We start from the raw sequence: 26496 nt of genomic DNA, 5'->3' as shown, positions 1-26496 counted from the left end.
CACCCGGGGAACCCGGGGACCGGGCCACCCCCCACACCCCCACCCCACCGACCCCGGCCCGGGGCACCCCCCACCCCGGGCCGGACCCCCACCCATGCTCAACGTTGCATAACTCTATATTTAGATGTACTGTAGTTACAGCAGGTCGGGCGACACCACGGGCCGGCTTTTCTGCCACCCCGAAACGCCCGGTGTCGTAGCTCAGCTGGACAGAGCGCGCCCCTGCGAAGGGCGAGGCCACGGGTTCGAAACCCGTCGACACCACCACCCCGACCACGCCAACTCATCGAGTCTCACGGGAGATCGCTATGGGCAAGTCCGTCATGCGCCGTACGGCCATCGTCACCCTCGCCACCGTCGCCGGTGCCGTCATCCTGACGGGATGCGGCGACAAGTACCAGGAGCCTTTCAAGGACGCGCCGCGCGGCACCACCAACAACGAGCGGGCCGACCTCATCACCATGCCCGACGGATTCTCCAACGCTTCCACGAAGTGCGACCACGGAAACCGCGTGTACACCCTGTACCACGGTGACGAGAAGTACGGATCGATCGCGGTTGTCCCGCAGGACCCCACCTGCCGCTAGGTGGGCGCGGAGGGGCGGCGTGGGCCGCCCCTCCGTCCGACATCTCTCCCGCCGTGGGGGAGCAGCCGCACCCGCCAGGGAGCGGCATTCCCGCCCGCACCTTGCGGCCGGGGAAACGCGGCTCCGTCCATGTCGTCCACGCCCGTCCAACGGGCTCCGGGCGCGTGCGGGTGGCATGGGCGGGCCGCTGATGCGCCGTAGCTCAGTTGGTAGAGCGCGCCCCTTATAAGGGCGATGTCGCGGGTTCGAGTCCCGTCGGCGCAACTGCGTTGCATATCTCGATAATTTCATGTACTGTAGTTCTTGTGGGGCAGGGGAAACCGCCGGCCTCAATCAACCCTTCGCTGCGCCCTTGGGGGAAATCGCATGTCCACAGCCGCTCCGTCCACCGCGTCCGGCCTGATCACCTCGGAAGTGGCCACGCCGCACCTCACCCGTCCGCACCTCATCCGAGTCTGCGACCTGGATGCCAACGGCGATCAGCGCGGCGGAACGTGCGTCGAGTGCGGGACGCATGGCGAACTCGCCGCGCTGCGGAAGCTCGCACCGAGCGCGTACGGCTGCCAGCCGGGCCGTGAGCCGTTCGCCAGTCCGGCCCCGCTTTGGTGGTAATCACCGGCTCCACCGGGCGGGCGACCACGGTGCGCCCGCCCTCCCTCTCCCCGCTCTGCACCGAAAGGCTTTCCCATGACGCACTCCCCCGCCTTCGCCGTGGCCTGGTACCAGTGGAAGGGGTCGACGGGCGGACGCGGCATCAGCAAAGCGCCCGTCGTCCAGGCTCAGGCCAAGCACAACCCGACCGAGCGGCACGCGGACGGGTCGCTCACGATCACGTACGAGCGGACAGGCCGAACCAGCCACTACCGGCCCGCCACAGCAGCGGACGTGAAGGAAATCATGGCGGAGAACCGCGCCAGAATCGACGGCAACGAGCGGCTCGGAAAGGCCGTGGCGGAGGTACTCCGGGCCGCTGATGTCCAGATGGCCCGGTGGATGCAGCCGATGGGGAGCGGCGTCTACGTCCACACTGCCGGTAGCGAGGTGAGCGTGTGGTGGTGGTACTCCACCGAAGCGGAGCGAGAGGCTTCTTCCACCCCGTGGGAAGAGGGGGGCGTGCGGGCGCAGGTTGTCGCCGCCCTGGAGGTGGCCGGGCTTCGCCTCTCGTCCTCGGGAACGGATTTGGTACTGACCACCGAGGGCAACCCGCAGATCTGAACCCCCGCCCGCAGAAGGGACATGCTGTGAACACCGATCCACTTGTGGCTCTGCTCGCCCGCGCGGCGAAAGGGGACGCGGCAGCAGCCGCCGAATTCCGGAGGGTCCGGGCCGCACGCATCCACGCCCGGGAGCACTTGAGCGCGAGCAGCCGGGCCGCCGCGTTGCGGATGATCCGGCGTGCCGAGTAGGACCGCCGCCCGCCCCCTCTGCCCCGCTCAGCCTCTCGCTGAGCGGGGCCGCCCGCTTTATCGAGTTATGCAGCGCCCCCGTGCCGGGTCGCTCCCGCCCCGGCGCGGGAGGCTGGCCCCGGGCCTTCGCCGCTTCGCCTCGGTGACCGCTCCGTGTATGCGTCGCCGCGCTGCGCCCGGCTTTCCGATCCGCATCCGTCCTCGGCACCTCTGCTTGTTCCCCGCCTACGTGCTGTTCTGTTCGCTCGGTCCTTCTGTTGTTCGGCTCTTCTTCCTCTCCTCTGCTCTTCCTCCGCTCGTCTGCTCTTCCTCTCACCGCACTTGCCGTTACCGATCTCCGCCCGACTCCTGCCCGTCTCTTCCTTCCCTCATCTCCTCACCCGTTGCTCTTCGCTGATGTCCTCACTTCCCTTGGGGGTCTCGTAGAGAAGTAGTCGGCGTGCTGGGCGCCCCTTGTCCGCGCCTTTGACGTGCTGGTTCTCCGACCCCGTCGGGGCGGGTGAGGCAAGTTGTAGAGCAAGTTGATAGGCCAGTTGAACAGCAGGTTGAACGGCAAGTTGTAGGGCAAGTTGTAGGGCAAGTAGCTCCCGGGGTGGGGGGAGAGATTTCTCCCCTCACCCCGGGGCAGTTCGGGGGTAGGGGAGAAATCTCCGTACCTCAGGGGGCCGGACTCCGGAGACTCCGGGGGAGAGATTTCTCCCCACCCCAAGGGGGAGAAATCTCCCCATCGGGAGCCGGTTTGGCTGCGCGAACGGGTAGAAGGGAGATTTCTCCTCCGGAAGGCTCCGGGGGGAGAAATCTCCCTCTCGCCGGCGGATTGACGGAGCCTGGCGGCGGCCTCGCCGCGCAGGCCGGGGCATCCGAACACGGGGCCGCCGGCGCGTCGCTTGGGCCGCGGCCTCTGCGGCTGACGCGCCCTGCAGGTGCGGCCCAACTGCGCGGCTCAGGATCTGGCGGCCCGCGGTGGCTTTCGGCTGGGCCCACAAAGAAGGGCGGATCACTCCCGAGCGACGGGTCGACGCGGTGCGGAATCTCGGTGCTCGATGGGTGGGAGCGAGTCACACCGGTTCGACCTCGGGCACGGACAGCTCGGGTTCGGTCAGTTGGCGTGGGTACGTCCGGGAGGCGGACGTCCAGGCACAGGTCGCGCTGGTAGGTGTACTCGTGCCCGCCGCAGGTGGAGCAGTCCGGGGCGCGCTCGGATTCGGCGGAACTAAGGCATCCGGCCGGCTCCTGGTGGACCGGAACGTAGATACCGCCACTGTGTGATTCCCCGGTGAGGACACTCAGCACTTCGCCGTCGCCGACGCATCCCCTGGGCGGTCCGCAGGGCGGGGGCCGTCGGTCTCGTCGTCCTGGTCGTCCTGGTCGTCCTGGTCGTCCAGGTCGTCCAGGTCGTCCAGGTCGTCCAGGTCGTCCAGGTCGTCCAGGTCACGATAGGGGTCCGGGAGGTAGGCGCGGGCGCGGACGTCCTTGAGGGCGGGCCGTTCGTCAAGTCGGCGCAGGGCGTGGCCGGCGGAAGCAGCTGCGCCGGGTCCGGGGACGAGTTGGCTGTCGGGGCAGTGCTCCGGTGCGACGAGAAGCTGGTAACTGGCCCGTGTGGCTTGGAGGATCAGCTGGCCAATGAAAGGGCGTTCGATCCGGTAGGCGGTGATGCCGTGTTCAGGCTGGGTGGCCAAGGGGCTGGGCTTTGCGGGTGGTGGGGAGCCGCAGGTGCGTGCGGCTCGCCGGCTGGGTTCTGGCCGCCGAGGAGTCGCGTCGGCTTCGCTGTCGCGTGGTGTGCCGGCCTGGGCCCCCTGCGGGCAGCGATGGAGGTTCCTCGGGAGAGGGGAGAGGCCGCGCTCAGGGGTGAGCGCGGCCTCAAGTCCGGTTCTTCGTTGTGGGTGTTCGGGGTGGAGTAACTGGTCCCTGGGTAGCGGGTCGCCGGCATGTCGGGGGTAGCGTGCTGGGGCGCGGTTCAACGGAGCTCCTGTGGCGTCAGACCAGGTCGAGGGTGGGGAGCAGTCCCCACCCTTCGTGCGGGATGAAGTAGTTCGTCTGTCCTTGGTCCCAGTTCCAGCGGTCGGCCAGGTCTCGGCGTTCGGGGGCGATCTCAACTCGCATGTGGGTGCGCCATCCCTTGAGCGGACAGCGCGTGGCGTCGGCGTCGAGCACGGTCATCTGTACGCCGTTGGTGGTGACGAGTCGGTCGCCGTTGTTCACCTGCTCCAGGAGGGCGGCCTCAACGTAGATACGGGCATAGAGGAACTGCTCCCAGAAAGCGGAGCGGCGCGCGATGGCGCGATGAGTCCGTGGTGTGGCCTTCCCTTCGCCGACGAGCCCGTGAAGGTCGAGCAGGCGCCGGTAGTTGCGGAGGTAGGCCGTGCGACGGGCGGCGGGACGCTGGGGCGTGGAGAGCATGTCGGTGGGTTCCAGCCGGAGTGCCTTGTAGTGCTCTTCGAGGCACAGTGCGACGTCTGCGCCGAAAGGGGTTCGGTAGACGCGCTGAACGACGTACCGGGTGCGATGGGGACCGTGGACGGTCTGGCCGATCCACGGTGATTCCGGGTCGGGGTCGAGCTGGGCCTTGGTGATGTACTCGTAGGGGTTGGTGGTCTGGTGGTCCACGGTCTGGGTCCCTTCGTGATTCAGGTGCCGGACTCAGATGTGGTCGTGGAGGTCGACCGTGAGGTACTTGGTGTGTGTGACCTCGATCCAGCCCGTGCGGTCGCCGTCGCGGAGCTTGAGCTCCCACTTGCCGGACTGCCACCGCTGGCCGGTCTTCTTCCGGCCCACGAGCTTCTTGTCGCAGCGCGTCGACGAGTGGGATCCGCCCGAAGTAGTGCCGGACGTACCCGGGTTCGCTCCGCCGGTCGAGCCACCGGAGGTCAGGGACTTCCCGCCGGTCGAGCCACCGGAGGTGGGCGCCTTGCCTGTGCTGCCGGATGAGGTGGACGACGTGCCGGACCTTCCGCCGGACGTGAGCGACTTGCCGCCGCTGGTCCCACTTGTGGTGCGGGAGAGCGACATGGTGAAGGCGCTGGTTGTGATGGTGCGGCAGTTCGTCTCGCGGTAGATGTCCTTGTAGACCGGCACCCACCCCTCGGGGTGTTCGTGCTTGCTGATGACCTCGCCGTGCTTGACAGGCTGGTCAGCGCAGCCGGTGAGAAGGAGAGCGGCCGTCGCGGCGGCGGTGGCGATCAGCATGGTGCGGGCGTGGGACACAGCGGGGCTCCTGAGATGTGTGGGTGCGCTCGTCTGCTACAGGTGCGCTGCGCGAGCTGCGTGTGACAGGGACCTCGGAATTTCTTCCGGCGATCCTCACAGTACAAGTATTTATCGAGTTAGGCAACGCTTAGGGTCCGTCGGATCCGGCCGGCGCGTCGTTCGCGGACGCCCGGTCCAGCAGGTAGGAGCAGTAGGTAGGCAGTAGGTAGTAGGCAACCGTCGGCCTCGCGGGCCGGGGGAGGGGAGGGGTCTCGCCACTCCCCTGCATCCGGCCGGCGCCGACCGCCCGATCAGGACCGGCACGGGGCCCCGGGGCCGGGCCGAACGCGGGGTGTCAGCGGGTGGCGGGCGGTGCGTTGCGAGGGGCCGGCTGCGGGGTGATGTCGGGGACCAGGTGGGCAGGGAGGCGGGGTCGGTGACCGAGGTTGTCGGCGAGGTCATCGATGTGCACACCGGGGTGGTTCTTCTGGCGGCCGGCGAGACGGAACTTCATCTGCTCCCGCACGGTGATGCCGGCGCCCTCCAGGAAGGTGATCGCCGCTTTCCTGTCCCACCCTGCGCTGGCGAGGCCTTCGCCCTGCAGGCCGAGCAGGAGGTCGTCGACGCGTGCGCCCCTGCCTTTGGCGTCGGCGAAGCCGGCGGCGCCGGCCGCGACGGCTCCCTCGACGTAGTCGCGGACCACTTCCCACGGCGTGCTGGGCACGGGGGACTCCTCCCCCGCCGACATTTCATGATCGTTTTCGGTGGTAGCCTCGCCGCTCTCTTCGGCAGAGGTTCTTGCGCTTGCGCCCTGCGGTGCGGCGATGGCGGACGCGATGCACCAGGCGGCCGCCAGGATGAAGCCGATGCCCCATCGGTAAGGGGCGAGGAGGCGGCCGAGGTAACCGAGCAGCATCCCGAGGAAGGTGACTGCGAGGGCCAGGCACAGGAAGCCGATGATGACGGCCTCGGCGAGGTCCGCCACGCTGCCTTCCTCAGCAGCGGTCGGGCCGGAGCCGGGGGCCGCGGGGGTCTGCTTGCCCCTTGTCCAGGGCCGGTTGGCCGGCCCCTGCGGGACTTGCCGCTGCACGCCGTCCTCCTTGGCTCGCTCCTGTGGGACCGGGTCTGCGGGTTCCGTACTCGGCGGGGATGCCGGAGCGGGCGCCGTGATGCCCGTTCCGCGGAGAGCGCGGAGGGCATTTCGAAGGCCCGCTCGAAGGCCGCGGGTGATGTGTCGGAGCAGGACCGGACTGCCGCGGCGGATATCGCGCGGCAGTCCCCGGAAGGGAGTCAGCACCTCGTCGCGGATGCTCATGTCAGGTGCCCTTGGTGACGACGACGGCCAGGAGCATCCGGATGATGTTCGCGACGACACCCCACAGGCCCCCGGCTTCGGCCATGAGCACGCCGGTGGACAGGCCGAACATCGCAGGCCACACCATGCGCTTCCACTTGGGTGCCCAGGCGCAGGCGACGAGGATCAAGCCGACGCCTCCCAGGCCGGGTGCAGAGCCCCAGAGTTCGGAGCCGCCGAGGACACCTTTGCTGACGTCGCCGAGCCCGTTGGCGACGTCAGCGAGCGTGCCGCCGGCGGCGACCCACAGATTGCCGACGACGATGCCCCACCACATCGCCTTCTTCTTGTTGTCGATCTTGATGGTGTCGCTGCCGCGGAGGCCGGCGATGAAGCAGATGGTGGCCGGGGCAGCGATGCCGACGACGTAGATGGTGCCGAGGATCTTGCCGCGGTCGATGCCGGGGACGGCAGCGGGAACGGCGGCCAGGAGCGCGTGCACAACGGGGCCTTTCAGGTGGTGTAGAGGGCGCAGGCCAGCAGGGCGGAGGCGAGGGGGACGCGCAGGAGCCAGCGGGCGGTCCAGTGCCACCGGCGGGTGCGACGGTCGATGAACCACCACAGGCCGCCGCAGATGCCAAGCGCGGTCAGGACGAGGGAGACGGCGTTGGCACCGAGGCCGTGGTCGGCTCCTTTGCTGTTCAGCCAGTTGACCGGCAGGGGTGCCAGGCGGCGGCCGAGCTCGGCAAGGCCGGCGGTGCCGCTCAGGCGGACGAAGGGCGTGGTGTCGCCGAACACCTTCTTCACGGCCGGGTAGCCAGTGGCACGCCAGCCGATCCCCGCGCCGGCCGCAGCGAGCAGCAGGGCGAAGACTCCGCGGGCTGCCTGGTCGGCGTACGGCAGGAACCGGCCGAAGACCTCGACGAGGGGCGTGAGGTATCCGACCGCTGCCGCGGTGCCGTTGAAGGCAAGGATCCGCAGGTTGGGGTCGTCTGCAGCGTTGAGCGCGCGTTGGGCCGGGGACTTGCGTACGCGGGCAGACTCCGTCGGCCCGGTCGTCGCGGCGGGGGCGCTCCCTCTCTGCGAACGCTCCTCTGACCGGTAGTCCTCAACCAGGCTGTCGGGGTCGGCGGCGCGAGGGCCGGCCGTGGCCGCGGTCTTGTCCTCGGTTTCGGGAGCCGGCGCCGTGCTGCCAGCCTCGTCGCGGTCTCCGGTGAGCACGATGGTGCGGCCTGGTGGGGGCAGGCGGCCGGCGCCGGTGGCTGAGATTTGCCGACGGGTGCTGGTGGGCGGCCAGTCGGGGGCTGGCGCAACGGGGCGTGGCTGCCGGGTGGGTGGGGCCGCGGGGGGAGGCGGGCCGACGTCGGCGGGGGGCTCGGCGTGTCCGACCGGACGGGCGCCGACCTTGTCGAGCATCCGTCGGATCAGCTTCTCGTCCGGCCCCACCGCTCGGGTCTTTTCCTGTCCTTTTGCGGCGGCCCGTCGTGTGCGCCCGGCCAAGCCGCGGTGGTGGCCGCGCGCGGAGCGGGAGTTGCTCATCGCCGTTCTCCGCCCTGGAGGGCGGGCCGACGGACCAGGGTCAGGTGGGGCCTCCCTCCCTGCCGGGTGCGGGCCGGCTGCGGCCGGCGGCGGGCTTCGCCTCGGGCCGGGGCGATGAGGGCGAGGGCTTCGTTGACGTGCTCGTCGAAGGTCGCGGGCATGGGTGTAGTCCTCACGATCGTGCTCGCGGGCTGCCTGGGGCGCCCTGCGCAGCGGGGCGTCAGGTCAGGGAGTGCTGCTCGGCGCCGGCGGTGGCCGGGACCAGAAGGCCGCTGCCGCGTTGTGCGTAGCCGTCACCCATGCCCGGGTCGAGGAGGATGTCGTCGAGGGGCGGCTGGGCGGCCGGCGGGAGTTCGGCGGGCAGGAGCGGGGAGCGTGCCGGGGCCGGCGGGGAGCCGTTGGCTACGGCGAGGGCCTCGTCGTAGTGGTCGGGGAGGTTCTCTTCGTGGCCGGCCTGGGCCTTGAGGGCGCTGGGAAGCCAGTCGTGCTGGGTGTTGAGGAACCGTCGCGCCCGGTTGTTGCCGATCCCGATGGCCTCGGCGCACCGGTTGATGCCCCAGTCGAAGGTGCCGTCATCCCGGCGCGGCACGATCTTCAGGAAGTCGGCCATGACCTGTTGGTCGGTCTTGCGGGTGGTGTTGCCGTGGCCATCCTGTTCGGTCTCGGCGCCCGGGTCGGAGGAGGGCGAGCCTTGGTCCTGGGAGGTTTCCGGCTTCCTGTCCCCGGGCCCCATCCCGGCTTCAGCCTGCGCGTTTTCGGTCTGCTGTAGTGGGGATGCGGGCGCGGGATGGGGTGGCTCGGACTGTGGCGTGATGGTCGGGATGACGCCGATCAGGGTGCCGCGCATCTGCTCGAACGCGGTGGCCGTGCGGAGGTTCATCCCGGCCCAGTCCGCTTGGCGCACCCGCAGCTGCAGTCGGGCGACGACCTGTTCCAGAACACGGGTGTCGACACATCCCGCGCGCTCACTGGCATCCTGGGCCCGCGCGTCGGCATGCATCTCGGCCAGGCGGCATGCCCAGCGTGTCCTGCGGCCGGCCGTCTTGACCGCGTCCTGGGCGCGGCGCAGCCGGTACCAGCGGTATGCAGCTCTGGAGATGCGGACCTCGGCGGTGGCTTCTTCCTGGGTGAGGTCCTGGCGGGCGGCGAGGAGCAGCGCGACGCGGAAGAGTTCCACGGGATGGAACAGACGCACCAGGGCGATGCGGCGGTCCGGACGTCCGCCCGTACTGCGGGCTGCGCGGCGTTCCTCGAGGGAGCCGATCTCCCACAGGACGGCCGCGAGGACCGGCCATACCGCGCGGACTGCGGAGCCGAGCAGCGAGTCCGCCTCAGCGGCGGAGAAGACGGAGCTGATGCCGGCGAGCACCCAGAACAGGGCGCCGGACAGACCGGGGCCGTCCCCCGAGCGGGCTCGGCGGCGCGCTCGGCGGCCGCAGACCATGGCGGCGACGTCGAGGGCGACGAACGGCAGGAGGTCGAAGGGATCCTGCAGGCCCATCTGGTAGTGGCCGACGCGGCGCAGGCCGGTTGCCGACAGGGCGGCGGCGGCCGCGGCGATGACGACCGTGAGCAGGTCCTCGATCCGACGGCCGCGGGAGTCGGCTGCAGCCGTCCGCTCGGCGTCGGTCAGCGCGACCAGGGCGAGGCGGCGCCGGTGGAGGGCGATCGCGGGTCCGAGGGTGAGGACCAGGGCGCCCGCGACGAACTGCCAGCTGCCGAGCAGTTCGAGAGCGGCTGAGCCGCGGGGGACGAGGTCGAGCGTCACGGAGAATCCCTCCTGGCGACGAAGCCGGCCGCCTCGGCGGCGGCGGCGCGCAGCTGCTGATCGGTGGGCGGTACCGGATCTGCGGTGACCCAGGCCCGGTAGGCGTCGCGCTCGGCGGTGACCTGGCAGAGTCGGGCCAAGAGCAGCACGGTGAGCGGATGGGTGGGTGGGAGGTTCCCGTCGGCCCGGACGAGGACGGGCAGTAAGACGGCCTCGTCGCGACGCGCGAGATGGCTGATCAGGGCACGGTTGAGGCCGCGGGCGCGGGCGGCGTGATGCTGGCCGGCAGCGTCCTGATGCCCGGGGGCATCTGCGGCTGCGGAACGTCGCAGTGTCCGGGCCAGGAGCGCGGCGAGGGTGCGAAAGCTCATGCCGCCTCCGTCCAGCCGGCGGCGAGGCGGTGCTCGGCGACCAGCCGGTCGCGGCGACGCACTGCCTCCCCGATCGCCTCGCGGTTCTTCTCTCGCTTGTCGGCTCGTACCGATCCGGCGAGGTACTGGCGCGCGAGCCGCTGTACCTCTGCGGCCGCCTCGATGCGCTTCTGCCGTCGCAGTGCGGCGCTCTGGTCGCGGGTGCGGGCCTGCTCCAGGCGCGGTGCCTCCTTCAGCAGTCGGCGCTGGAGCTTCTCGGGTGCCAGGCCGCCGCGGACGCCCTGGGTGTCCCCGTCGCGGAGGGCGAGTTCCGCGCACGCGGCGCGGACCGGGCACACGGAGCAGTGGCTGCGGACCGTCCTGGTCCGGCGCCGGCGCCAGTCGGCCGCCGGCTCGCCGTCCCCCTGGTAGAAGTCGTCGACGTCCGGCTGGGTCGCGTTGCAGACCGAGTGCATGAGGGCGCGCCGCAGTTGCGGGGCGCGCAGCTCGCGGGCGATGAGGTGCCCGTCGCGGCGGACGAGGTAGCCGCCGGCGGCGAGTGCGTCGATCGTTTCGGCGCTGGCGACGTACTGCGCGATGTCGGTTTCACCCTGGTCAGGGAGCTGGTCCCGGGCCGGTGGGTGAGCTGTCATCATGGCGTTCATGCGTTCTGTCCTCCTGTGACGGATGGGATGGGGCGCTGCGGTCTCCGGGGGAACCAGCCCTGGAGGCCGCTTGCATTTACACGCCCCATCTGACTTAACTGACTTGCGTCAGTTGAGTCAGATAATGCATGCCGGAACGGATCACGTCAAGGAAGAGGTGGATCATCTTGGGCGGAGAGCTCTGGCTGGTGCGGCAAGATGTGGGCATGACGTCCCATCACCCGCACGAACAGGCTGCGGCGGCACTGCGCGCCGACATCCTGAACGGCACCTTCGCCGCCGGGGAGAGGCTGCCGGGGCAGCGGGAGTTGGCGGAGAAGTACGACGTCGCACAGAACACGATGGGCCAGGCCCTGAAGGTGCTCGAGTCCGAAGGGCTCGTCGAGATGGCGCCGCGGCGGCGAGCCCGGGTCTTGCAGCCGGCACCGCTCATGGAAGCCCGGCTGACGGGTGACGGCCTCCTCGCGCCCGAACAGGCGGAGGACTCGGCCTACGAATTCCTTAAGGTCGGGGGCCGCAGGGTCGACCGCCGGGCTTCCGAGGCACTCAGCCTCGCACCGCACACCTCCCTCTTCGCCCGCGAGGCGGTGCTGCTGCACGCGGGCGCACCGTGGGCGCTGCAGACGCTGCTCACCGCGAAGCCGACCACGGCGCCTAGTGGCCAGGGCGTCGCCGGAGCCCCGTTCCCCGCGGGCGCCGAGGCGCAGGAGACGGGGCACACCAGCCAGTGGTCCGCGCGGTCGGCGAGCCCCGAGGAGGGCGAACTCCTCCGCGCCGGGCGCAACGCAACAGTCCTCGAAGTCCGAAGAGTCGGATTCATGGAAGAGCGACCGAACTCGTATCTTGTGACAGTAGTTCGGGCGGATAGGGTGACAATCCTTACGCAGAGCACTGTTTGATTCGACTAGTGCTCAACTGGCCCATTTTATGGCGGTTGTTCAGGCTGTCACAGAAGGCCTCGCGACAGCTCGCACAATGCGTGTGCACCGCCCTATCCAAGGGATAGGGTGGCATCCGCTTGATCCACTACGCCTCACCCTCGGGACCTCAGCCGACAGCGGCGGGCCAGGACCCGATGAACCGAGAAGGCGGTTCTCCCATGATGTGCACCCGCTTGCCGCGGCCGACGCCGAGCCGTCTCCGCGCGGCGTGCGCGGCCCTGTCGTGGGTGCTGCCCCAGCACATGCCCGGGGGGCCGGTCTGCCCCCGGAGGGGGGACTCGATCATGTCGTAGAAATCCCGGGCGGGCGCCTCTAGCAAAGGTCGCTCCTCGCCCTCCCCACCGGCTTCGGAGTTAGCAGCTCCTCTGCCGGCCGTCACCGCTCCGACGAGATAGCAACTCGTCCGAGCGAAGGCCAGACCAGTTGGTCCGGCGATCACTGCCCTCCAGCAGCAATCCCCCCCATCGGGGGTTCGTCGTTTCCCGAGGCAACCCGGGAGAACGGGGTCCATCTTGCAGTACACCCATGCCCTTTGTCAGCTCGGACGCCCCCTCAACCCGGTGTTCCCGGCCATCTTTCGCTCGTACGTGATCTTCCCGCCACTGCGTGTGGGCTTCTGCATGCCCGGCCACAGCGGCTGGAGGCAAGGCGGGCCACGGCCCGCGCAGGGCGCGGTGCCCCCACCCACCGCCGCGGTGATCCGCAGACCGGTGAGGCGGACACGTCCGCTCGAGGTCAAGGGGTCTGTCCGGGCGCCCGCCGCCCCCTTGACCTGCTGGTCACAGACTCGTCGGCGATTTCCCCGGCTCAACTGTCACACCGCCGGGATTTTCGACACCCGTAGGAACCGAAGGACCTGATCCTCCGCTTCCGTCCGAGGCCACCGGCCAGTCAGACCCCAGACTCGGCCCCCGTACCCGGGGCGCCGCCGAGACCCAGCGCACCGTGACCCCGCCCAGCGGCGTCGGTGCGCCAGGAGCAGCGTGCCCAGCACATCAGCCGTACCCCGATCCACCGAACCGCCGCCGACGGACGCGGCCGCGCGCCCTCCCCGGCGCCAGCGGGTGAAGGTGCCCTTGCGCCTGATCACCACACGGCAGTACGCCGACGTCGCGGTGAGCGTGTACGTCAAGATCGGCGCCTTGGCCTCCCGCCCGCAGGGCTGCACGGCCGCCACCGCGACGATCGCGGACTACCTGGGCCTGTCCAAGGCCTCTGTCGAACGCGGCATGACCCAGCTGACCCGGCCCGGTCCCGACGGCGTCGTCGAACTCTCCTCGGTGCGCCGCTCCCTGCCCGGCGGATGCGGGACATCAGCAGTGCGCCGTACCCGGCCCGTCACCGCGACAGAGGGCTTCGTCTGGATCCCGGTGGCTGCCGCCGAGGACCTCACCCCTCGGCAACTGCGGGTCTACGCACTGATCGCGTACGCCCAGGCCCAGGGAATCCCGCTGACCGAATCGGAGATCGCGGGAGCAGTGCACCACCACAGCGGGCGCAAGGCCGGCCAGCCGCTGACGACCGCGGCCGCCGGAGAGATCGTCGACGCTCTGGAAGCCGCACGATGGATCACCGTTGACCGCAGGGCGGGCACCCGCGGACGCCACCACTTCACCGCCCACGACATCCTTCCGGACGTCCGGCCAGCCTCCGGTGGACAGCACGACCAGGACCAGACGACCCCTGGTGCTGGTGAGGGATCGGGTTCCGCAGCTGATGCGGGATCGCTCGCGTACAAGGAAGAACCTAAGACTGACCGACCTGATGACGAACGCGCGCTCTTCTCACCCGCCGTAGGCGAAGTACAGGTAGGTGAAGCTGTGGAAAACGCCGTCGAACAGCCTCCGGAGCCCCGAGCGCCAGGGCGGCTCGCGCTTCGCGCGGATGAAAATCCCCCCTCCTCCCACCGACACCGGACGTACTCCGGACCACCGCTCACCATCAGCGCTCGGGTGCACGCGGTGCTCGAGCCGGTGCGCTGGCTCTACCAGCGCGCCAACGTCTACATGCAGCGGCGCATCGCCCGCGAGGTCGGTCGCCAGCTGCGTACCGGCATCGCCGACGACCGCCTGCGCCAACGCCTCATCGACCGCTACGCCCGCACCATGACCGATGACGTCCTCGACCCCGGCCGGTGGCTGTTGGGGGTCGCCCTTCCCTCCTGGGGCTGCGGAATCTTCGACTGCGAAGCCGGCGTGCTGTGGAGCAGCGGGCGCCGCTGCTCGGTGTGCGAAGAGATCGTTCAGGACCGCCGTCGCGACGGCGCACCGGACCAGTCCCGGCGTGCCGAGCCGCTCGTCGAGCCACCGCGGTCACCGGTCGCTCCGCCGGTTCCTCGCAGCGACTGCCGCAGGTGCGGATGCCGCATCCTGCACGTGAAGCGGGCGCTCGATGACGGGTTGTGCCCGCTGTGCCGGACCGAGGATGCCGGTGTGCTCGCGCTCATCCAGACCGCACCGGACCACGTCGAAACGTGCGCCGGATGGGACGGAGCCGGGTGTTCGCGCCCGGCACTCGGAGCAGCCGGCCTGTGCGTAAGGTGCCGGACCCGCCGGTTGCAGTGCGTCGCATCGTGAGGCGCGGTCTGGTATCGCCGATACGGACTCGGTGTTCGCAGGGCTCATCCCCGCGCATCGTGCGCGATGCCTCGCACCTCCGATCCTGTGGCGGGCGCTCGTCTCCGACGGGTTCCTCGGCTGAGCCGCACCGAGCCTTTCCCTCACCCCGGGGCTTTCTCCGGACGCTTCTCCCGCGAACCCCTTGACCAGTTCCCGGGACAGAGCCGCTCCCCCTGGGCCAGGTGCCGCTCCCGCAGATTCCCCTGGGTTCGGCCTTGACTGGGTTCTCGGTTACAGCCACGGGCGCCGGCTGGGCGCTGGTCGCCGTTTGCTGGAGGCCGCTCCGACTCACGCTGCGCCGGACCGCTCACCCGCTCATCCCCGTCCTGCGGCCAGTGAGCGAAGTACATCGAGCGGGGAGTGAACTACATCGAGTTCCCCGGTGATCGCCTCAGCCGATTCACTCGATGCGGATTCACGATGGGAGCCAACGAGATCGGTGCACGGCAGTCCGATGAACTTCATCGCTCAACGCTGCACTGCATCGCAGTGAACCGCATCCGCGCACCAGTGCGATGAACGGCTCCGCGAACGCGTCGTCCTGTGCTCCCCCGATGAACGGAAGCGATGAGGTGCACTGCGGGGCGGTGCGCGACCGGGGCAATGCGGCTCATCGCGCGGGCCGCCGAGCGCCTTCTGCGGTCGGGGGCCTTGCGAGTGTCTCCCCGTTCGGACCCGTTTCTGCCCGGCGACGCTGGCGTGGCCACCGATCGCGCCTACCCCTTGACCAAGGGCCCCTGCCCGGGCTCGCACCCCTGGTCCACCCTCGGCGCCTACCCCTTGACCAGGGCGCGAGAGCAGTGCGTTTCCCCTGGACCGCGCCCGTGGTCCAGGGGAAACGCTGCCGGCACGGAGAGGGCGGGCGCCGGATGGGCGGCCGGCTTCGCCCCAGACTCCAGCCCGAACGGAGCGACGACTGAAGCCGGCCGGGCGGCCCCAGCCGGTCCCCCGGAATCCAAGTGGGGTCCGCCCTCCGCAGGGAGCCGAGGTTCACCAGCATGCTCTCGCGCACCCCGGTCAGATCCCGATGAAGGAGACCGGCGACGGCCGCACACCGGTGTGCGTCCGCCGGGTCGGATTCACCCGCGGACGCACGGGACGTCGCGACCCGATGCGATGAATCCACGGTCCGCCCCTCCGCTGTCGGCCCGGTGTACCCGGTTCATGCGATGCAGCCGGCCCCGCGCCCCCGAGGTTCATCGCATCGGGTGACGCAGCCGATGAGCGTCACCGGCCGGCGATGACATTCATCGGCACGGCCCCCTTGTCCGGGCTCTTGTCCGCCTCCCTCACCCCTTGACCTCCGACCCCTTGTCCGCGCTGGCGGACGGCCGGTGCGCAGCGGTTTCCCCTGGACCGCCGGCCGTGGCCATCGCCGACAGACCGCGGACAAGGGGGGTGTCAGGAGTGTGAGCGCCATCCAGACCGGATGACGCGAAAGGACGGACACGGACGTGGCCACCACTCAGATCACCCCGGTGCTCGACTCCTCCGAGTCCGTGCTCCGCTACACCACGATCAGCTCGATGAACCGCGACTGGGACGTGCTCTGCGCGGACCTGCGCGCCGCCGACCGCGTCGGGCAGTGGGCGGAGCAGCACCCGGAACTCGCCGGCGCCGCCTGCCCGCAGGATGTGGTCGCCACCATCGCCGACCACCACCGCCGTGGTGACACCGACAGCCACGACGGCGTGATGCGCCTGCTCGTCGAGCGCGCGGCCTCCGGTGGCTTCGACGGGGACCTCGCATGGCGGATAGCCGTCCGGATCCTCCTGCCCAAGGCGATCTTGATGGCCAAGACCCAGAGGCGGACCGGGCTGCCGTGGGACGACGTGTGCGCGGCGGTGTTCGGCGCCGCCTTCGAGGTAGTGCGGACCTACCCCCTGGACCGGCGCCCGCACCGCATCTTCAACAACATGGCGCTGGACACCCTCGCTCTGGCCCGTCGCACCCTCGCCGCCTACATCGACCCGGTGGAAGAGGTGCAGGAGCTGGCAGCCGGCGTCGCGCCGCTCGCCGAAGCCGAGGAGTACACCCGCTTCGCCCACGTGGTGGCGAGCGAGGACCCGGAGACCCCGCACGACACGGTTGAGCTCGCCGACCTGCTCCTGCGGGCAGCGCAGCTGGAGCTCGTCGATGCCGACGAACCCGCCCTGGCCCGCCACGAGGCCCGCACCGAGGTGCTCGAACTCCTGCTGTGGGCGGTGGAGATCGGGGCATTGAAGGCCGTCGAAGCCCAGCGCATCGCCCGCTATTACCTCTCCGCCTCCGCCCGCCCCGACCAGGAGCACATGACCACGCGGGCCATGGGTCCCCAAGGCGCACTGCTGCGGCAGCACGCCAGCCGCGCCGTCCGGACTCTTCGCACCAGCACCGATCTCGCTCAGTACCTCGCCGCGGCCTGAGCTCCCGCCCGGCATCCGGGCGCAGATGAGCCGCTCGAAAAAACCTGCGCCGAAGTGTCACACCGCGACGCACCTCGACACCTGTAGCAACCGAGAACCCAGCAGACCCACCGCAGACCCCCAATCTCCGATCTCGATCCCGGGAGAACCGACGTGACCACGACTTCGTCCCCAGCCGACACCGGCCGGCAGTTCCTCGACGCCGACGAGGCGCGGGTGGCGCGTGCCTCGCTCCACCTGACCCAGATCGCCGCCTCTTTGGTGAGCCGGCCCATGGACCGCGAGCTGCACGCCCGGATGCGGACCTTCCTCGACAGGGAGTCGGAGGCCGCCCTCGCGTCGTGGGACGTCCTGCTGGCGCGTACGCCCGACGAGCTCAAGGAGCGGATCTCGACGGTGCTGACGGCCCAGGCCGTTCGGAGGGCTTCGTGAAGCGCGGGCGCCGCCAGCGCAAGGCGGACAAGCAGCAGCTCGTCGAGGCGGACGAGTGGGCCGAGGACGTCCAGGCTCCGCAGGAGGTCCCGCCTACTGAGCCTGACGAAACCGGCTGGAAGACGAGCACCGCGCAGATGTCGGGAGTCGCACGCCTGACCCGCGTCGGTGTGTGGGCGCTGATCGTCTCGGGCCCCGTCTTCGGTGCCGTGGCCCTTCTCGGTTCCTCATCTCCGGCGCAGGGGGTCGCGAAGCCGGCCGCCGCCTCGATGCCGGCGTCGGCGACCGGCCCGGCCGGTTTCGCGAGCCTGTTCGTCGCCGCCTACCTGGAGGCCGGACAGGGCACCGAGCGGGACCTGGCGCCGTACTACTCGGGTTCGATCGTGCTGTCGGTCAAGCCCGGTTCACGGGAAGCGACCCGGTCCACGGTGATCGCCTCCCGCGAGATCCAGCCCGGCTACTGGTCGATCACCGTGGCTGCCGACGTCACCGCGAAGGACGTGAACGGCAAGGCCCGCTCGCTGGGGGTGCAGTACTTCCGCGTCGGCGTCCAGGCCGCAGGTCCCGCGGCCGCCGGCGGCGCCTCGAAGTCCGCGGCGGCGCCGGCTGGTTATGCGGCGACGTCCTTGCCGGCGCAGGTGGCCGCTCCGGCATCGCTCAAGCCGGGCGCCTTGGTGTACGAGTCCGACCGCGGGACGAGCAGCGCCGATCCAGCGGTCGAGACGGCGGAGGGATTCCTGTCCGCCTACCTCACCGGGGCGGTCGAGCTCGATCGGTACACCTCCCCCGGCGTGCGTCTGCAGGCCATCAGCCCCGCCCCGTACTCGGCGGTCAAGCTCACCGGCGTTCAGGACGACTCCACCAGCGCCGAGCAGCAGAAGGTTCCCGCTGACGGGACGGAGCTCCACCAGCTGGTGGACGTCGACGCCACGGACCAAGCGGGCAACACCGCCTCGCTGAGCTACGCGCTCACCCTCAAGTCCCGCGCCGGCCGGTGGGAGGTCGCCTCCGTCGACGACGCCCCGGCCATCAGCGCGAGCAGCGCGCCCTCTGCGGCGCCTCACACCACCGCTGATCCCGATGCCGCGGCGGACACGCCCACGGCTTCGAGCTCCTAAGAAAGAGGAATCGTTCATGCACACGCTCTCCAACCCGGACCACGTCGTCCTCGCCGGCGACCTCATGGACTGGGCCAACCTCAAGCTGGGACAGGTCCGCACCCTGGTGCTCACCGCGGCAGGCGTCATGGCGATCATCGCCGTGCTGACCGCGTGGTGGAAGACCCGGTCCTGGGTCGGCACCCTCGTCGCCTTCGTCCTGGCCGCTCTCGTGCTGTGGGGCATCAGCAACCTCGCGATCCTCAAGACCAAGGTCGGATCCGAGATCGACGACAGTGCGGCCTCGGTCTCCGTGGTGCAGGTCGCGAGCGACTCCCCCGCGCTGACGGGTGAGGGCTGGCGGCTGTCGTGAGCGCCTCGGAGGAAGAGCTGATTGGGCACTCATACACGCGGGCCCGCCGGCATCCGCTGGTCATCGGCAAGCTCCCGGGAGCCGGCCGGCTCCCGGGAGGGCCGTACACGATCACCCAGGTCATGACGATGGTGCTGACCTTCGGTCTCCTCGTGATGACCAAGGACCTGTGGGCGCACTTCGGCGTCATGAACTTCCTGCTGATGGTCCTGCTGCCCTGGGGGCTGGCCTGGGTGCTGCGCTACGCGCGGCTTGACGGACGCGATCCGGCCCGGGCGGTCCGGAGCCTGTTCATCTACTCCTCCACCCCGGCGCAGGGGCGGCTCGCCGGCAAGCCGATGCGGGTCGTCCGCCCCCGGCTCGCCTCCGCCACCTGCACGGTCCGCATCCGCAGCAGCGCCCGGCCCGCCATCGAGACTGCGCCAGCGCCGGAAGCGAAGCGGCTCCCGGCGAAGCGGGCCCGGTCGGTCGCCCCAGCGCCGGTCACGACTCCGCCCGTTCCCCAGGCCGGTCGTGCGCAGCAGCCGAAGACCGGCCTCCAGGCCCTCCTCGCGTCACTCGACGAGCACTGATCGCCGCTCCATCGCACCAGCACAGAAAGCAGAAACGACATGCGTCTGCCCGTCCGGCACATCAGCGGCCACCTGATCTGGACCACCGCCGCCAGCGTGTGGGCGGTCTGGCGCGTCGACACCGAGAACTACACGCACGCCAGCAAGTCGACGAAGCGGGAACGCCTTGACTCGCTGGAGGCGCTGTTCAAGTCGCTGCGAGGTGAGGCGCTCCTGCTGAGCCTGTGCCCGAGCGTCGACGCCGCGTCGGTCGTGACCCGCATGACCGCCGGCGTCGACCTCGACCAGTCCCCCGAGTACGTCGACCTGTCGCTGAAGATCCTCGACCAGCTCCAGGACCTCGAGCTGACCGGTCGTGTGGACTTCCTGGCCGTCCCCCTGGCCCACCTCGACTTCAAGCAGAGCGCCCGCGCGGTCGCCACCTCCCTGCAGGCCGAGGTGATGGGGACGCTGGGCCTGCCGGTCGGACCGATATCCGTGGCGGAGGAGCGCCAGCGGCTGGAGCAGGCCACCCGACTGGCCGCCGGCTGGCCCTCCGGCATCAAGATGCGGCCGGCCACCGAGGCCGAGATCCTGTGGATCTACGGGCACAGCGCCCGCCGTGGCCTGAGCGAACCCCTGCTCCCCGAGGACGGCGCCCCGCGAGCGCTGCGCGGCCGCGGCCACACCGTGACCGCCCACACCCAGGTCATTCTCGACGAAGGCGGCCGCGGCAACCGTCCCTCCAAGGGCCCGACCAATCCCTTCAAGCGCCGGTACCTGCGCGCCACCTCCGAGTTCGGCGACAGCTACCAGGCCTTCTGCGTACTGTCCGAGATGCCGGAGGCCTTCCGGTTCCCGGGCAGTGAGTACCTCGCCGCGCTCGACGACTTCAACTTCCCCGTCGACTGGGCTGTCCGCCTGCACGTGGAGTCCGGTTCCAAGGCCGAACCCAAGAGCCGGCGCCAGCAGCGCGAGCTCGCCCATCAAAGAGGCGAGTACGACGGCGAGACCTCCGGCGTGCCAGCCTCCCTCGACAAGGCGAGCTTCGCCCTGGACGAGTACCGGGACCGTCTCACCGCTTCCTCGACCGAGGTAGAGATCCGGGCAACCGTCGCCACCTGTGTATGGGGCACCACCGCCGAGGAGGCCGACGAGAAGGCCACCTCCCTGGCCAACCACTTCGGCGGCAACGACTACACCCTGGTGCGGCCCACCGGCGATCAGGTCGCGCTCTTCCACGGCATGCTCCCGGGCACCAAGACGCCCAAGCCGATGCTCGACTACACGCAGTTCCTCCTGGCCAGAGACTTCGCGATGAGCATGCCCTTCTGCGGCGCCGGTCTCGGTGACGACGCCGGCAGCCTCTTCGGCCTCCAGCTCAACGGCGGCGGCGTCCGCCCCGTTCTCGTCGACTTCTCCCACGGACCGCGCGTCAACGCCAGCGCGAGCGCCGCGTTCGTCGGCGAGCTCGGTTCCGGCAAGTCGGTGGCGATGAAGTGCGCGATGTACTCCATCCTCACCACCGGTCACCGGACCGGACAGAGGAACTCCCGCGGCCGCGCCCTGGTCATCGACCGGACCCCGCAGCAGGAGTGGTCGCGGTTCGCGAGCGCCTGCCCGGGCACCACGCAGATCATCAACGTCGACGAGAACGCCGGCGTCAGCCTGGACCCCCTGCGCGTCTTCCGCGGCCCGCGCGCCGCCCGCTACACCGAGTCCTTCCTCACCCCGCTCCTCGACATCGGCTCCATGAGCGTCGAGGGCATCACGCTCGCCGAAGCGATCGAGGGGACCCGCCTGGGGCCCAAGCCCAGCATGACCTCACTCATCAGCACCCTCGCCGAGCGGGCCCAGACCCCGGATCCCGACGAGCCGAACGATGCCGCAGTGCGGGCCGCCGCCTCCGAACTCGTCCGCAAGCTGCGCTCGCTGGCGAAGAAGGACCTCGGCCGCGTCATCTTCGACGCCTCGCTACCCGTCGTACGGATCACGGCGGCCGACTCCATCGTCTTCGCCGTCGACCGGCTGGGCCTGCCCACCAAGGAGGAGCTGTCCGAACACCGGCTCGGCTCGCTGGAGGTGGAGAAGCGGTTCGGCTGGCGGCTGATGTACCTGATGACGGCCCTCTGCAGGGAGATAGCGTTCGCCGATCCGAGCGAGTTCGCCGGCGTCTTCCTCGACGAGTGCTGGTGGCTCACCTCGTCAGCCGAGGGCTCCAGCCTCCTGCTGGAGATGATCGCCGACGGCCGCAAGCACAACGCCGGAGCTTTCGCGGGCAGCCACGACCCGTACGACATCGGCCCGAAGAACGAACTCGGGGACAAGATCCGGGCGTTGCTGTCCCACATCTTCGTCTTCCGGCACCGGGGCAAGGCACTCGCGGCCCGCTGCCTGGAGTTCTTGGACCTCGACCCCGCCGACAGCGAAATGCTCAAGGTCATCACCGAGAACCTCAGCCCGCTCAACGTCAGCGACGCCGAGCGCGGCCTGCGGGCCGGCGAGTGCCTCTACCGAGATCTCCGCAAGCGGATCGCCGGTCTCAAGGTCCTCGTGCCGGCGGACGAGGACGTAGCCGCGGCGATCTACACCACCCCCGGCCAGAGCGACGACGAAGTCGACGAGGTGGCAGAACTCGCCGCATCCGCGGACGGAGCGCTGATATGAGCCACGCCCGCCGGCGGCCGACCGCCCGCCGCCTCGGCCTGGTCGCCCTGCTGCTGATCCTGTTCACCGCCGTGCTGGCCCCGGCCGCCGTCGCCGACCCATCTCCCGCCCCTACCTCCGGGTCGTCGGCGTCCCCTACACCGGGCCAGCCCGCCGACGGCACCGGTAACTCGAAGGCAGACGACCTGCTCAAGAAGAAGGACGCCAGTGACGGCATCCTCCAGCCCTTCAACGTCACCGACAAAGACGGCGTGCCGATCTCCGCCTACACCGTCAAAACGGACACAGGTGGATGGAAGGACATCGACCTCAAGATCTGGAACATCATCGCGCAGCTGCTGTTCGGCGTCGCGAAGTGGGTCATCGGCTTCACATGCTGGCTGATCAAGTGGGCGTTGAACTTCGGGCTGGCCGACGTCCTCATCGGACCGGTCGACCACATCTCCACCACCATCAAGAACCAGGTCATCGACCGGATGGGCCTGCCCGGTCTCTTCCTGCTGTTCGCCGGCTTGTACGCCGGCTGGCAGATCCTCTTTCGGGCGCGCGCACGGGGGTTCGCCGAGATCGGGGTCTCCCTCGTCGTCGCCGCGGTGGCCACGACCGTGCTGGTCTCGCCCGCCCAGGTGCTGCTCGGCCAGCACGACCAGCCCCAACCGCAGGGCTCGACGATGCTGCTCTCCAACGACGGTCTGCTGGGGAAAGCGAAAGACTTCACGCTCGAAGTCGCGAGCATCGTGCTGTCCGAGGACCCTGAGCACGCCCAGGGCAGCTCTGACCCTAACAACGTCGCCAAGCCCATCACCGACGCCCTGGTGGATGCGTTCGTCGTCAAGCCCAACGAGCTGATGGTCTACGGGAACACCTTCGACGGCGCCTGCGACAAGGCGTTCCGCGAGTTCAAGCTGGCCGAGTACGACCTGGACCAGAGCGGCATGAACTACTGGGACGCCGCGATGATGGACTCGATCTACGACACGAACTTCATCAAGGGGCTCAACGACGCTTCGAAGAAGTTCGAGGGACAGTGCGGCGATCAGAAGCCCAAGGCCAAGCGTGCCTCCGCAGACCTCGCCTTCAGCGCGCTGTTCGTCGCGATCGCGGCCATCATCGTCGCCGTCCTCATGGTCCTGGTCACCGGCGGATTCCTCACGGCGCAGGGCTGGCTGGCGTTTGAGGCGATCCGCGGTCACTGGGCCCTGTGCGCCGGCATCCTGCCGGGCGGGGGCCGGGCCACGCTCTGGCGGTGGTTCTCCGCGATCACCAAGGCGGTTCTCGGAATCGTCCTGGCGATCCTCTTCCTGGCCATTTTCATCCTGATCGTCCTGGCCCTCATTGACGCGGACACCGGCGACGTCCTGGCCGTGAAGTTCATCGTCATCGACGTCACGGCCGTGGCCGGGCTGGCTGGACACAAGCGGATCAAGCAGACAGCGCAGAGCATTGCGGTCAATCTGAACCGCAAGCTGGTCAACGCCCGGGTCGGCGGCTCGCGACGGTCGGTGTTCAACAGCCCGGGCCGTTACGCCGAGACGGCTCCCGGTCTCAAGCAGATGTGGGGCGAGGCCCGCGGCGAGGCCCGCCGGGTGAGCCAGCCGATGAGCAAGGGGCTGAAATCCGCCCGCAGCGCCTGGGTCGGATCGCCGCAGGCCAACCGCAAGGCCAGCCGCCTTCGGACAGCCGCCCGGCTGGCCACCAACGCGGCCGCGGCCGTCGGCACCGGCGGAGCCAGCGCTGCGACGAAGGTCGCAGCCCAGCAGGCGGCGAAGGCCACCCTGAAGAAGCGCCTGGCCACGGCGGCCGCCAACAAGATGTCCCAGACACGAGGCGGCCGGGCCACCATGGCCACCGGCAAGGCCGCCGCCGCCACCGCGAAGTACGGCGCTAAGGCAGGGAAGTTCGCCTTCATGGCCACGGTCGGCGCGCCGGTGGGCGTCCCGCGCGGCGTCGCCGCGACCAAGCGGGGCGCAGCCGCGGCCAAGGCGCGGGCCGACCAGGTGCGCGGCCAGCTCACCGCGGTCAAGGCACGCACGGTCGACAAGAAGGTCCAGGAGGCCAAGGACTTCAGCGCCGAGTACAAGCGCAACGTCGCCGCGGCCGGCAAGTTCGTCGCCCAGACCGGCACCAAGGCCCAGGTGAATCTGGGGCTCGCCCCGATCCAGCCGAACGCCAAGTCGTCGGGCCCGCCCGGACCCCGGGCCGGGGCGATCGCGCCAGCGGTGCCCGGCGCCGCGACGCCGAGCGTGTCCAAGCCCCCATCTGCGCCGCCGACTTCGGTGCCGATGATGCCGACCCCGCCCACCCCTGCACCGCCGGCGCCGCCCGCCGCGAAGAGCACGGCCAAATCCGCGGGAACGCCTCGGGCCATCCGGCGTGCCACCCGCCCCGCCGGGCCACCGAAGCCGCGGCCGTAATCGCGAGCGGCCGGGGCCTTCAGCACCGGCCGCCCAGACCTGGACAGCTGACCCACCCGACGGGGGACTCCCATGCCTGAAACCGATGACAAGCGCGCCCGGCGCGGCACCATAGCCCTGTTCACCGCGGCTGCCGCCCTGGCGGCCCTGGGGCTGGGACTGCTCTTCACCGGCCATGGCGGCGCCGAGCACGCCGGGCCACGTACAGCTGCCGGCTCCGCTGCGCAGGACGCCGGCACCTCCTCACCCGCCTCTCCCACGCCGCCCAGCACACGCACCGCACACACCGCCGAGACCACCGAGGCGTCCCCGGCGTCAGCCTCCCTGCCGGCCCCGATGCAGAAGGCCGCACGAGACTTCACGATCGCCTGGGCCAGCCACGATGCGCGCCCCGGCCGCGACACTTCCTACGACGACGCGTCCCGGCGCGCCGCCGCCTACGCCGCGAGTGACCTCGCCGCCGACCTCCGCACCCACAAGAGCGGCACCGCCGCGGAACAGCAGTGGCTGCGATGGACAGCCCAGCGCGTCCAGGTGACCGCCTCCGTGACGGGCGTATCACTACCCGACGGAGCGCCCGCACCCACATCCAGCGCGGGACTCGCCAGGGTCGCCTACCGCGTCACGGAAAGGCCAGCGAGCGGTCCGTCTTCCGTGTCGGTCCAGCACGTCGCGCTCAAGCTCCACCGCGCCGACGACGGGCGCTGGCACGTGACGGGGCTGCCCGATGCCTGAGCAGCAGGAACAGTCGAAGGTCGGCAGGCGCCTGGTGATGGCTCTCCTCGGTCTGCCGCTCCTCGGCTTCGGCCTGATCCTCGCCGCGGTCCTGGCCCTCACCTCCGCCATCGGCGATGACAACACCAGCAACTCCATGGAGAACGCCGGCTTCGGCGGCGGCCTCGCCGTCACCGACGAGATCCCCGACTGGGTGCGCCCGATCATCATTAAGGCCGTCGAGACATACGGCTGCCCCGAGACCACGGAGTCGCTGATCGCCGCGCAACTGTTTCAGGAGTCCGGGTTCCGAAAGAACCCGCCGGACGGAGGCGCCGGCGCCCTGGGCATCGCGCAGTTCATCCCCGGCACCTGGCAGGTGCACGGAATCGACGGCAATGGCGACGGCAAGCGGGACCCTCTGAACCCCGAGGACGCCATCCCCTCACAGGTCAAATACGACTGCGAACTCGCTGACGACGTCCGCAAAGTGCCCGGCGACGACACCGACAACATGCTCGCCGCGTACAACGCCGGCGCCTACAACGTGGAGAAGTACAACGGCATCCCCCCGTACAAGGAGACCCAGGACTACGTCCACGCCATCCGGGCCCTGGCCGAGAAGTGGACCGCGCCCGTGGAAGGCAGCGGGTCCGTCAACGGCAAGGTCGGCAAGGTCATCGAGGCCGCGGAGAGCGCACTCAACACGCCGTACCTGTGGGGTGGCAACTGCCGGCCGCCCTTCGAAGGGGCCAACCGGTGCGACTGCTCGAGCCTGGTCAAGTATGCCTGGAGCACGGTAGGGGTGAATCTTCCGCGCACCACCTACGACCAGGTCAACGTCGGAACAGAAGTGAAGTCGGTGAAAGACCTGAAGCCGGGGGACTTGATCTTTGCCGTCGGCAGCGCAGCCAGTCCGGAGCACGTGACTATGTACATCGGCAACGACCAGGTCATCGACGCGCCGCGGACGGGCCTGAACGTGCGGATCAAGCCTCTGTCCTACTGGGAGCCGCAGATTCTGCGGATGAGGCGGGTTGGCTGAGCCGGCCCCTGCGCCCTTCGCGCGCCGCCACCCTGCCGGCGGCTCGTGTTCAGGGCGCTGCGACGGGCTGGCAGGGTGCGGTCCACTCGGAGCCGGCGACCTGAGTCCAGCCGCAGTCGGTCCGCGCCTCGTCGCGGGCGGCGCCGGCAACCACGAAGCCGTGCTCTGCCAGCATCCGAACAGCCTCGTCCCGAGGAAGGACCGGCACCCGGCCAGTCATCGCGATCAGATAGCGACCTGGATCGTCGGGGTGTGCCTCGGTGAATGTCTTCACGGGGCCCAGGTCGAGGTTCGGACCCGCGGCCACGCCCTGCTCAGGGCGGATGACGGACATCGTCCACCGGTCGCGGAACACTCCAACCTCGGCCAGGTAGAGCGACGGCAGCCCACTGTGAGCGGGGTGAGCGTCGGGCACCTGTCCTCCTCGTTGTCGACGCCGGTCCG

The 26496-nt window shown here is 70.0% G+C and carries 24 protein-coding genes and 2 tRNA genes; 16 read left to right on the top strand and 10 right to left on the bottom strand.

What is annotated here, in order from left to right; genetic code table 11:
* Positions 1-190: 190 nt before the first annotated feature.
* From ACFV6H_RS37330 to ACFV6H_RS37310, 5 genes are all read left to right on the top strand, one after another.
* A tRNA-Arg gene (locus tag ACFV6H_RS37330) sits at positions 191-267 on the top strand.
* Between the two features lie 41 nt (positions 268-308).
* On the top strand, positions 309-587 hold the full coding sequence (locus ACFV6H_RS37325) for a hypothetical protein (protein ID WP_385551275.1): 279 nt from the start codon (positions 309-311) through the stop codon (positions 585-587).
* 191 nt (positions 588-778) lie between these two features.
* Positions 779-851, top strand: a tRNA-Ile gene (locus tag ACFV6H_RS37320).
* 102 nt (positions 852-953) lie between these two features.
* On the top strand, positions 954-1199 hold the full coding sequence (locus tag ACFV6H_RS37315) for a hypothetical protein (protein ID WP_385551273.1): 246 nt from the start codon (positions 954-956) through the stop codon (positions 1197-1199).
* Between the two features lie 75 nt (positions 1200-1274).
* Positions 1275-1802, top strand: coding sequence for a hypothetical protein (locus ACFV6H_RS37310; protein WP_385551271.1), 528 nt, complete (start codon positions 1275-1277; stop codon positions 1800-1802).
* Between the two features lie 1477 nt (positions 1803-3279).
* On the opposite strand, the gene ACFV6H_RS37305 is transcribed toward ACFV6H_RS37310, so the two are convergent.
* From ACFV6H_RS37305 to ACFV6H_RS37265, 9 genes are all read right to left on the bottom strand, one after another.
* On the bottom strand, positions 3280-3672 hold the full coding sequence (locus ACFV6H_RS37305) for a hypothetical protein (protein ID WP_385551269.1): 393 nt from the start codon (positions 3670-3672) through the stop codon (positions 3280-3282).
* A gap of 298 nt (positions 3673-3970) precedes the next feature.
* Positions 3971-4600 (bottom strand): hypothetical protein, encoded by a 630-nt coding sequence (locus ACFV6H_RS37300; RefSeq protein WP_385551267.1) that lies wholly within the window; start codon positions 4598-4600, stop codon positions 3971-3973.
* Positions 4601-4633: 33 nt separating this feature from the next.
* On the bottom strand, positions 4634-5197 hold the full coding sequence (locus tag ACFV6H_RS37295; RefSeq protein ID WP_385551265.1) for a hypothetical protein: 564 nt from the start codon (positions 5195-5197) through the stop codon (positions 4634-4636).
* Between the two features lie 337 nt (positions 5198-5534).
* Positions 5535-6164 carry a hypothetical protein gene (locus ACFV6H_RS37290; RefSeq protein ID WP_385551263.1) on the bottom strand — a complete coding sequence of 210 codons (630 nt, stop codon included), beginning with the start codon at positions 6162-6164 and terminating at the stop codon, positions 5535-5537.
* 331 nt (positions 6165-6495) lie between these two features.
* Positions 6496-6975: a hypothetical protein gene (locus ACFV6H_RS37285; RefSeq protein WP_385551261.1), complete on the bottom strand. Its 480-nt coding sequence runs from the start codon at positions 6973-6975 to the stop codon at positions 6496-6498.
* Positions 6976-6986: 11 nt separating this feature from the next.
* Positions 6987-8012 carry a hypothetical protein gene (locus tag ACFV6H_RS37280; protein WP_385551259.1) on the bottom strand — a complete coding sequence of 342 codons (1026 nt, stop codon included), beginning with the start codon at positions 8010-8012 and terminating at the stop codon, positions 6987-6989.
* Between the two features lie 220 nt (positions 8013-8232).
* Positions 8233-9780 (bottom strand): DUF2637 domain-containing protein, encoded by a 1548-nt coding sequence (locus tag ACFV6H_RS37275; RefSeq protein ID WP_385551257.1) that lies wholly within the window; start codon positions 9778-9780, stop codon positions 8233-8235.
* A complete protein-coding gene (locus ACFV6H_RS37270) occupies positions 9777-10151 on the bottom strand; it encodes a hypothetical protein (RefSeq protein ID WP_385551255.1) in 375 nt (124 codons plus the stop codon). Before ACFV6H_RS37270 ends, ACFV6H_RS37275 begins: the two co-directional genes overlap by 4 nt.
* Positions 10148-10795 (bottom strand): WhiB family transcriptional regulator, encoded by a 648-nt coding sequence (locus tag ACFV6H_RS37265; RefSeq protein WP_385551253.1) that lies wholly within the window; start codon positions 10793-10795, stop codon positions 10148-10150. Before ACFV6H_RS37265 ends, ACFV6H_RS37270 begins: the two co-directional genes overlap by 4 nt.
* 167 nt (positions 10796-10962) lie before the next feature.
* Here ACFV6H_RS37265 and ACFV6H_RS37260 point away from each other — a divergent pair, with 167 nt between their 5' ends.
* The 11 genes from ACFV6H_RS37260 to ACFV6H_RS37210 all read left to right on the top strand — a co-directional run bounded on the left by ACFV6H_RS37260 (position 10963) and on the right by ACFV6H_RS37210 (position 26052).
* Entirely contained in the window at positions 10963-11694 is a 732-nt protein-coding gene (locus tag ACFV6H_RS37260; RefSeq protein WP_385551251.1) for a GntR family transcriptional regulator, read from the top strand.
* Between the two features lie 1112 nt (positions 11695-12806).
* The gene (locus ACFV6H_RS37255; protein ID WP_385551277.1) at positions 12807-14312 is read left to right on the top strand and encodes a hypothetical protein; all 1506 of its coding nucleotides are present in this window, start codon (positions 12807-12809) and stop codon (positions 14310-14312) included.
* 1496 nt (positions 14313-15808) lie between these two features.
* Positions 15809-16759: a hypothetical protein gene (locus ACFV6H_RS37250; protein WP_385551249.1), complete on the top strand. Its 951-nt coding sequence runs from the start codon at positions 15809-15811 to the stop codon at positions 16757-16759.
* 153 nt (positions 16760-16912) lie between these two features.
* Positions 16913-17191 (top strand): hypothetical protein, encoded by a 279-nt coding sequence (locus ACFV6H_RS37245; RefSeq protein ID WP_385551247.1) that lies wholly within the window; start codon positions 16913-16915, stop codon positions 17189-17191.
* Complete coding sequence (locus ACFV6H_RS37240) at positions 17188-18309, top strand: conjugal transfer protein (protein ID WP_385551245.1); 1122 nt, start codon at positions 17188-17190, stop codon at positions 18307-18309. The genes ACFV6H_RS37245 and ACFV6H_RS37240 overlap by 4 nt, the downstream gene beginning before the upstream one ends.
* Positions 18310-18325: 16 nt before the next feature.
* Positions 18326-18661, top strand: a complete 336-nt coding sequence (locus ACFV6H_RS37235; protein WP_311301204.1) for a hypothetical protein — start codon at positions 18326-18328, stop codon at positions 18659-18661.
* Complete coding sequence (locus tag ACFV6H_RS37230; RefSeq protein ID WP_385551243.1) at positions 18658-19233, top strand: hypothetical protein; 576 nt, start codon at positions 18658-18660, stop codon at positions 19231-19233. Before ACFV6H_RS37235 ends, ACFV6H_RS37230 begins: the two co-directional genes overlap by 4 nt.
* A 39-nt stretch (positions 19234-19272) precedes the next feature.
* Positions 19273-21879 (top strand): ATP-binding protein, encoded by a 2607-nt coding sequence (locus ACFV6H_RS37225; protein ID WP_385551241.1) that lies wholly within the window; start codon positions 19273-19275, stop codon positions 21877-21879.
* 71 nt (positions 21880-21950) lie between these two features.
* Positions 21951-24293 carry a hypothetical protein gene (locus ACFV6H_RS37220; RefSeq protein ID WP_385551239.1) on the top strand — a complete coding sequence of 781 codons (2343 nt, stop codon included), beginning with the start codon at positions 21951-21953 and terminating at the stop codon, positions 24291-24293.
* Between the two features lie 72 nt (positions 24294-24365).
* The gene (locus ACFV6H_RS37215; protein WP_385551237.1) at positions 24366-25028 is read left to right on the top strand and encodes a hypothetical protein; all 663 of its coding nucleotides are present in this window, start codon (positions 24366-24368) and stop codon (positions 25026-25028) included.
* Complete coding sequence (locus ACFV6H_RS37210; protein WP_385551235.1) at positions 25021-26052, top strand: NlpC/P60 family protein; 1032 nt, start codon at positions 25021-25023, stop codon at positions 26050-26052. The genes ACFV6H_RS37215 and ACFV6H_RS37210 overlap by 8 nt, the downstream gene beginning before the upstream one ends.
* Before the next feature lie 49 nt (positions 26053-26101).
* Here ACFV6H_RS37210 and ACFV6H_RS37205 read toward each other — a convergent pair whose 3' ends face one another.
* On the bottom strand, positions 26102-26467 hold the full coding sequence (locus ACFV6H_RS37205; RefSeq protein ID WP_385551233.1) for a hypothetical protein: 366 nt from the start codon (positions 26465-26467) through the stop codon (positions 26102-26104).
* Between the last annotated feature and the right edge of the window lie 29 nt (positions 26468-26496).

The organism is Streptomyces sp. NPDC059743, assembly GCF_042732975.1.
Taxonomy (GTDB): Bacteria; Actinomycetota; Actinomycetes; order Streptomycetales; family Streptomycetaceae; genus Streptomyces.
The sequence above is the reverse complement of the archived record's forward strand: the minus strand, read 5'-3'. Positions and strand labels throughout refer to the sequence as shown.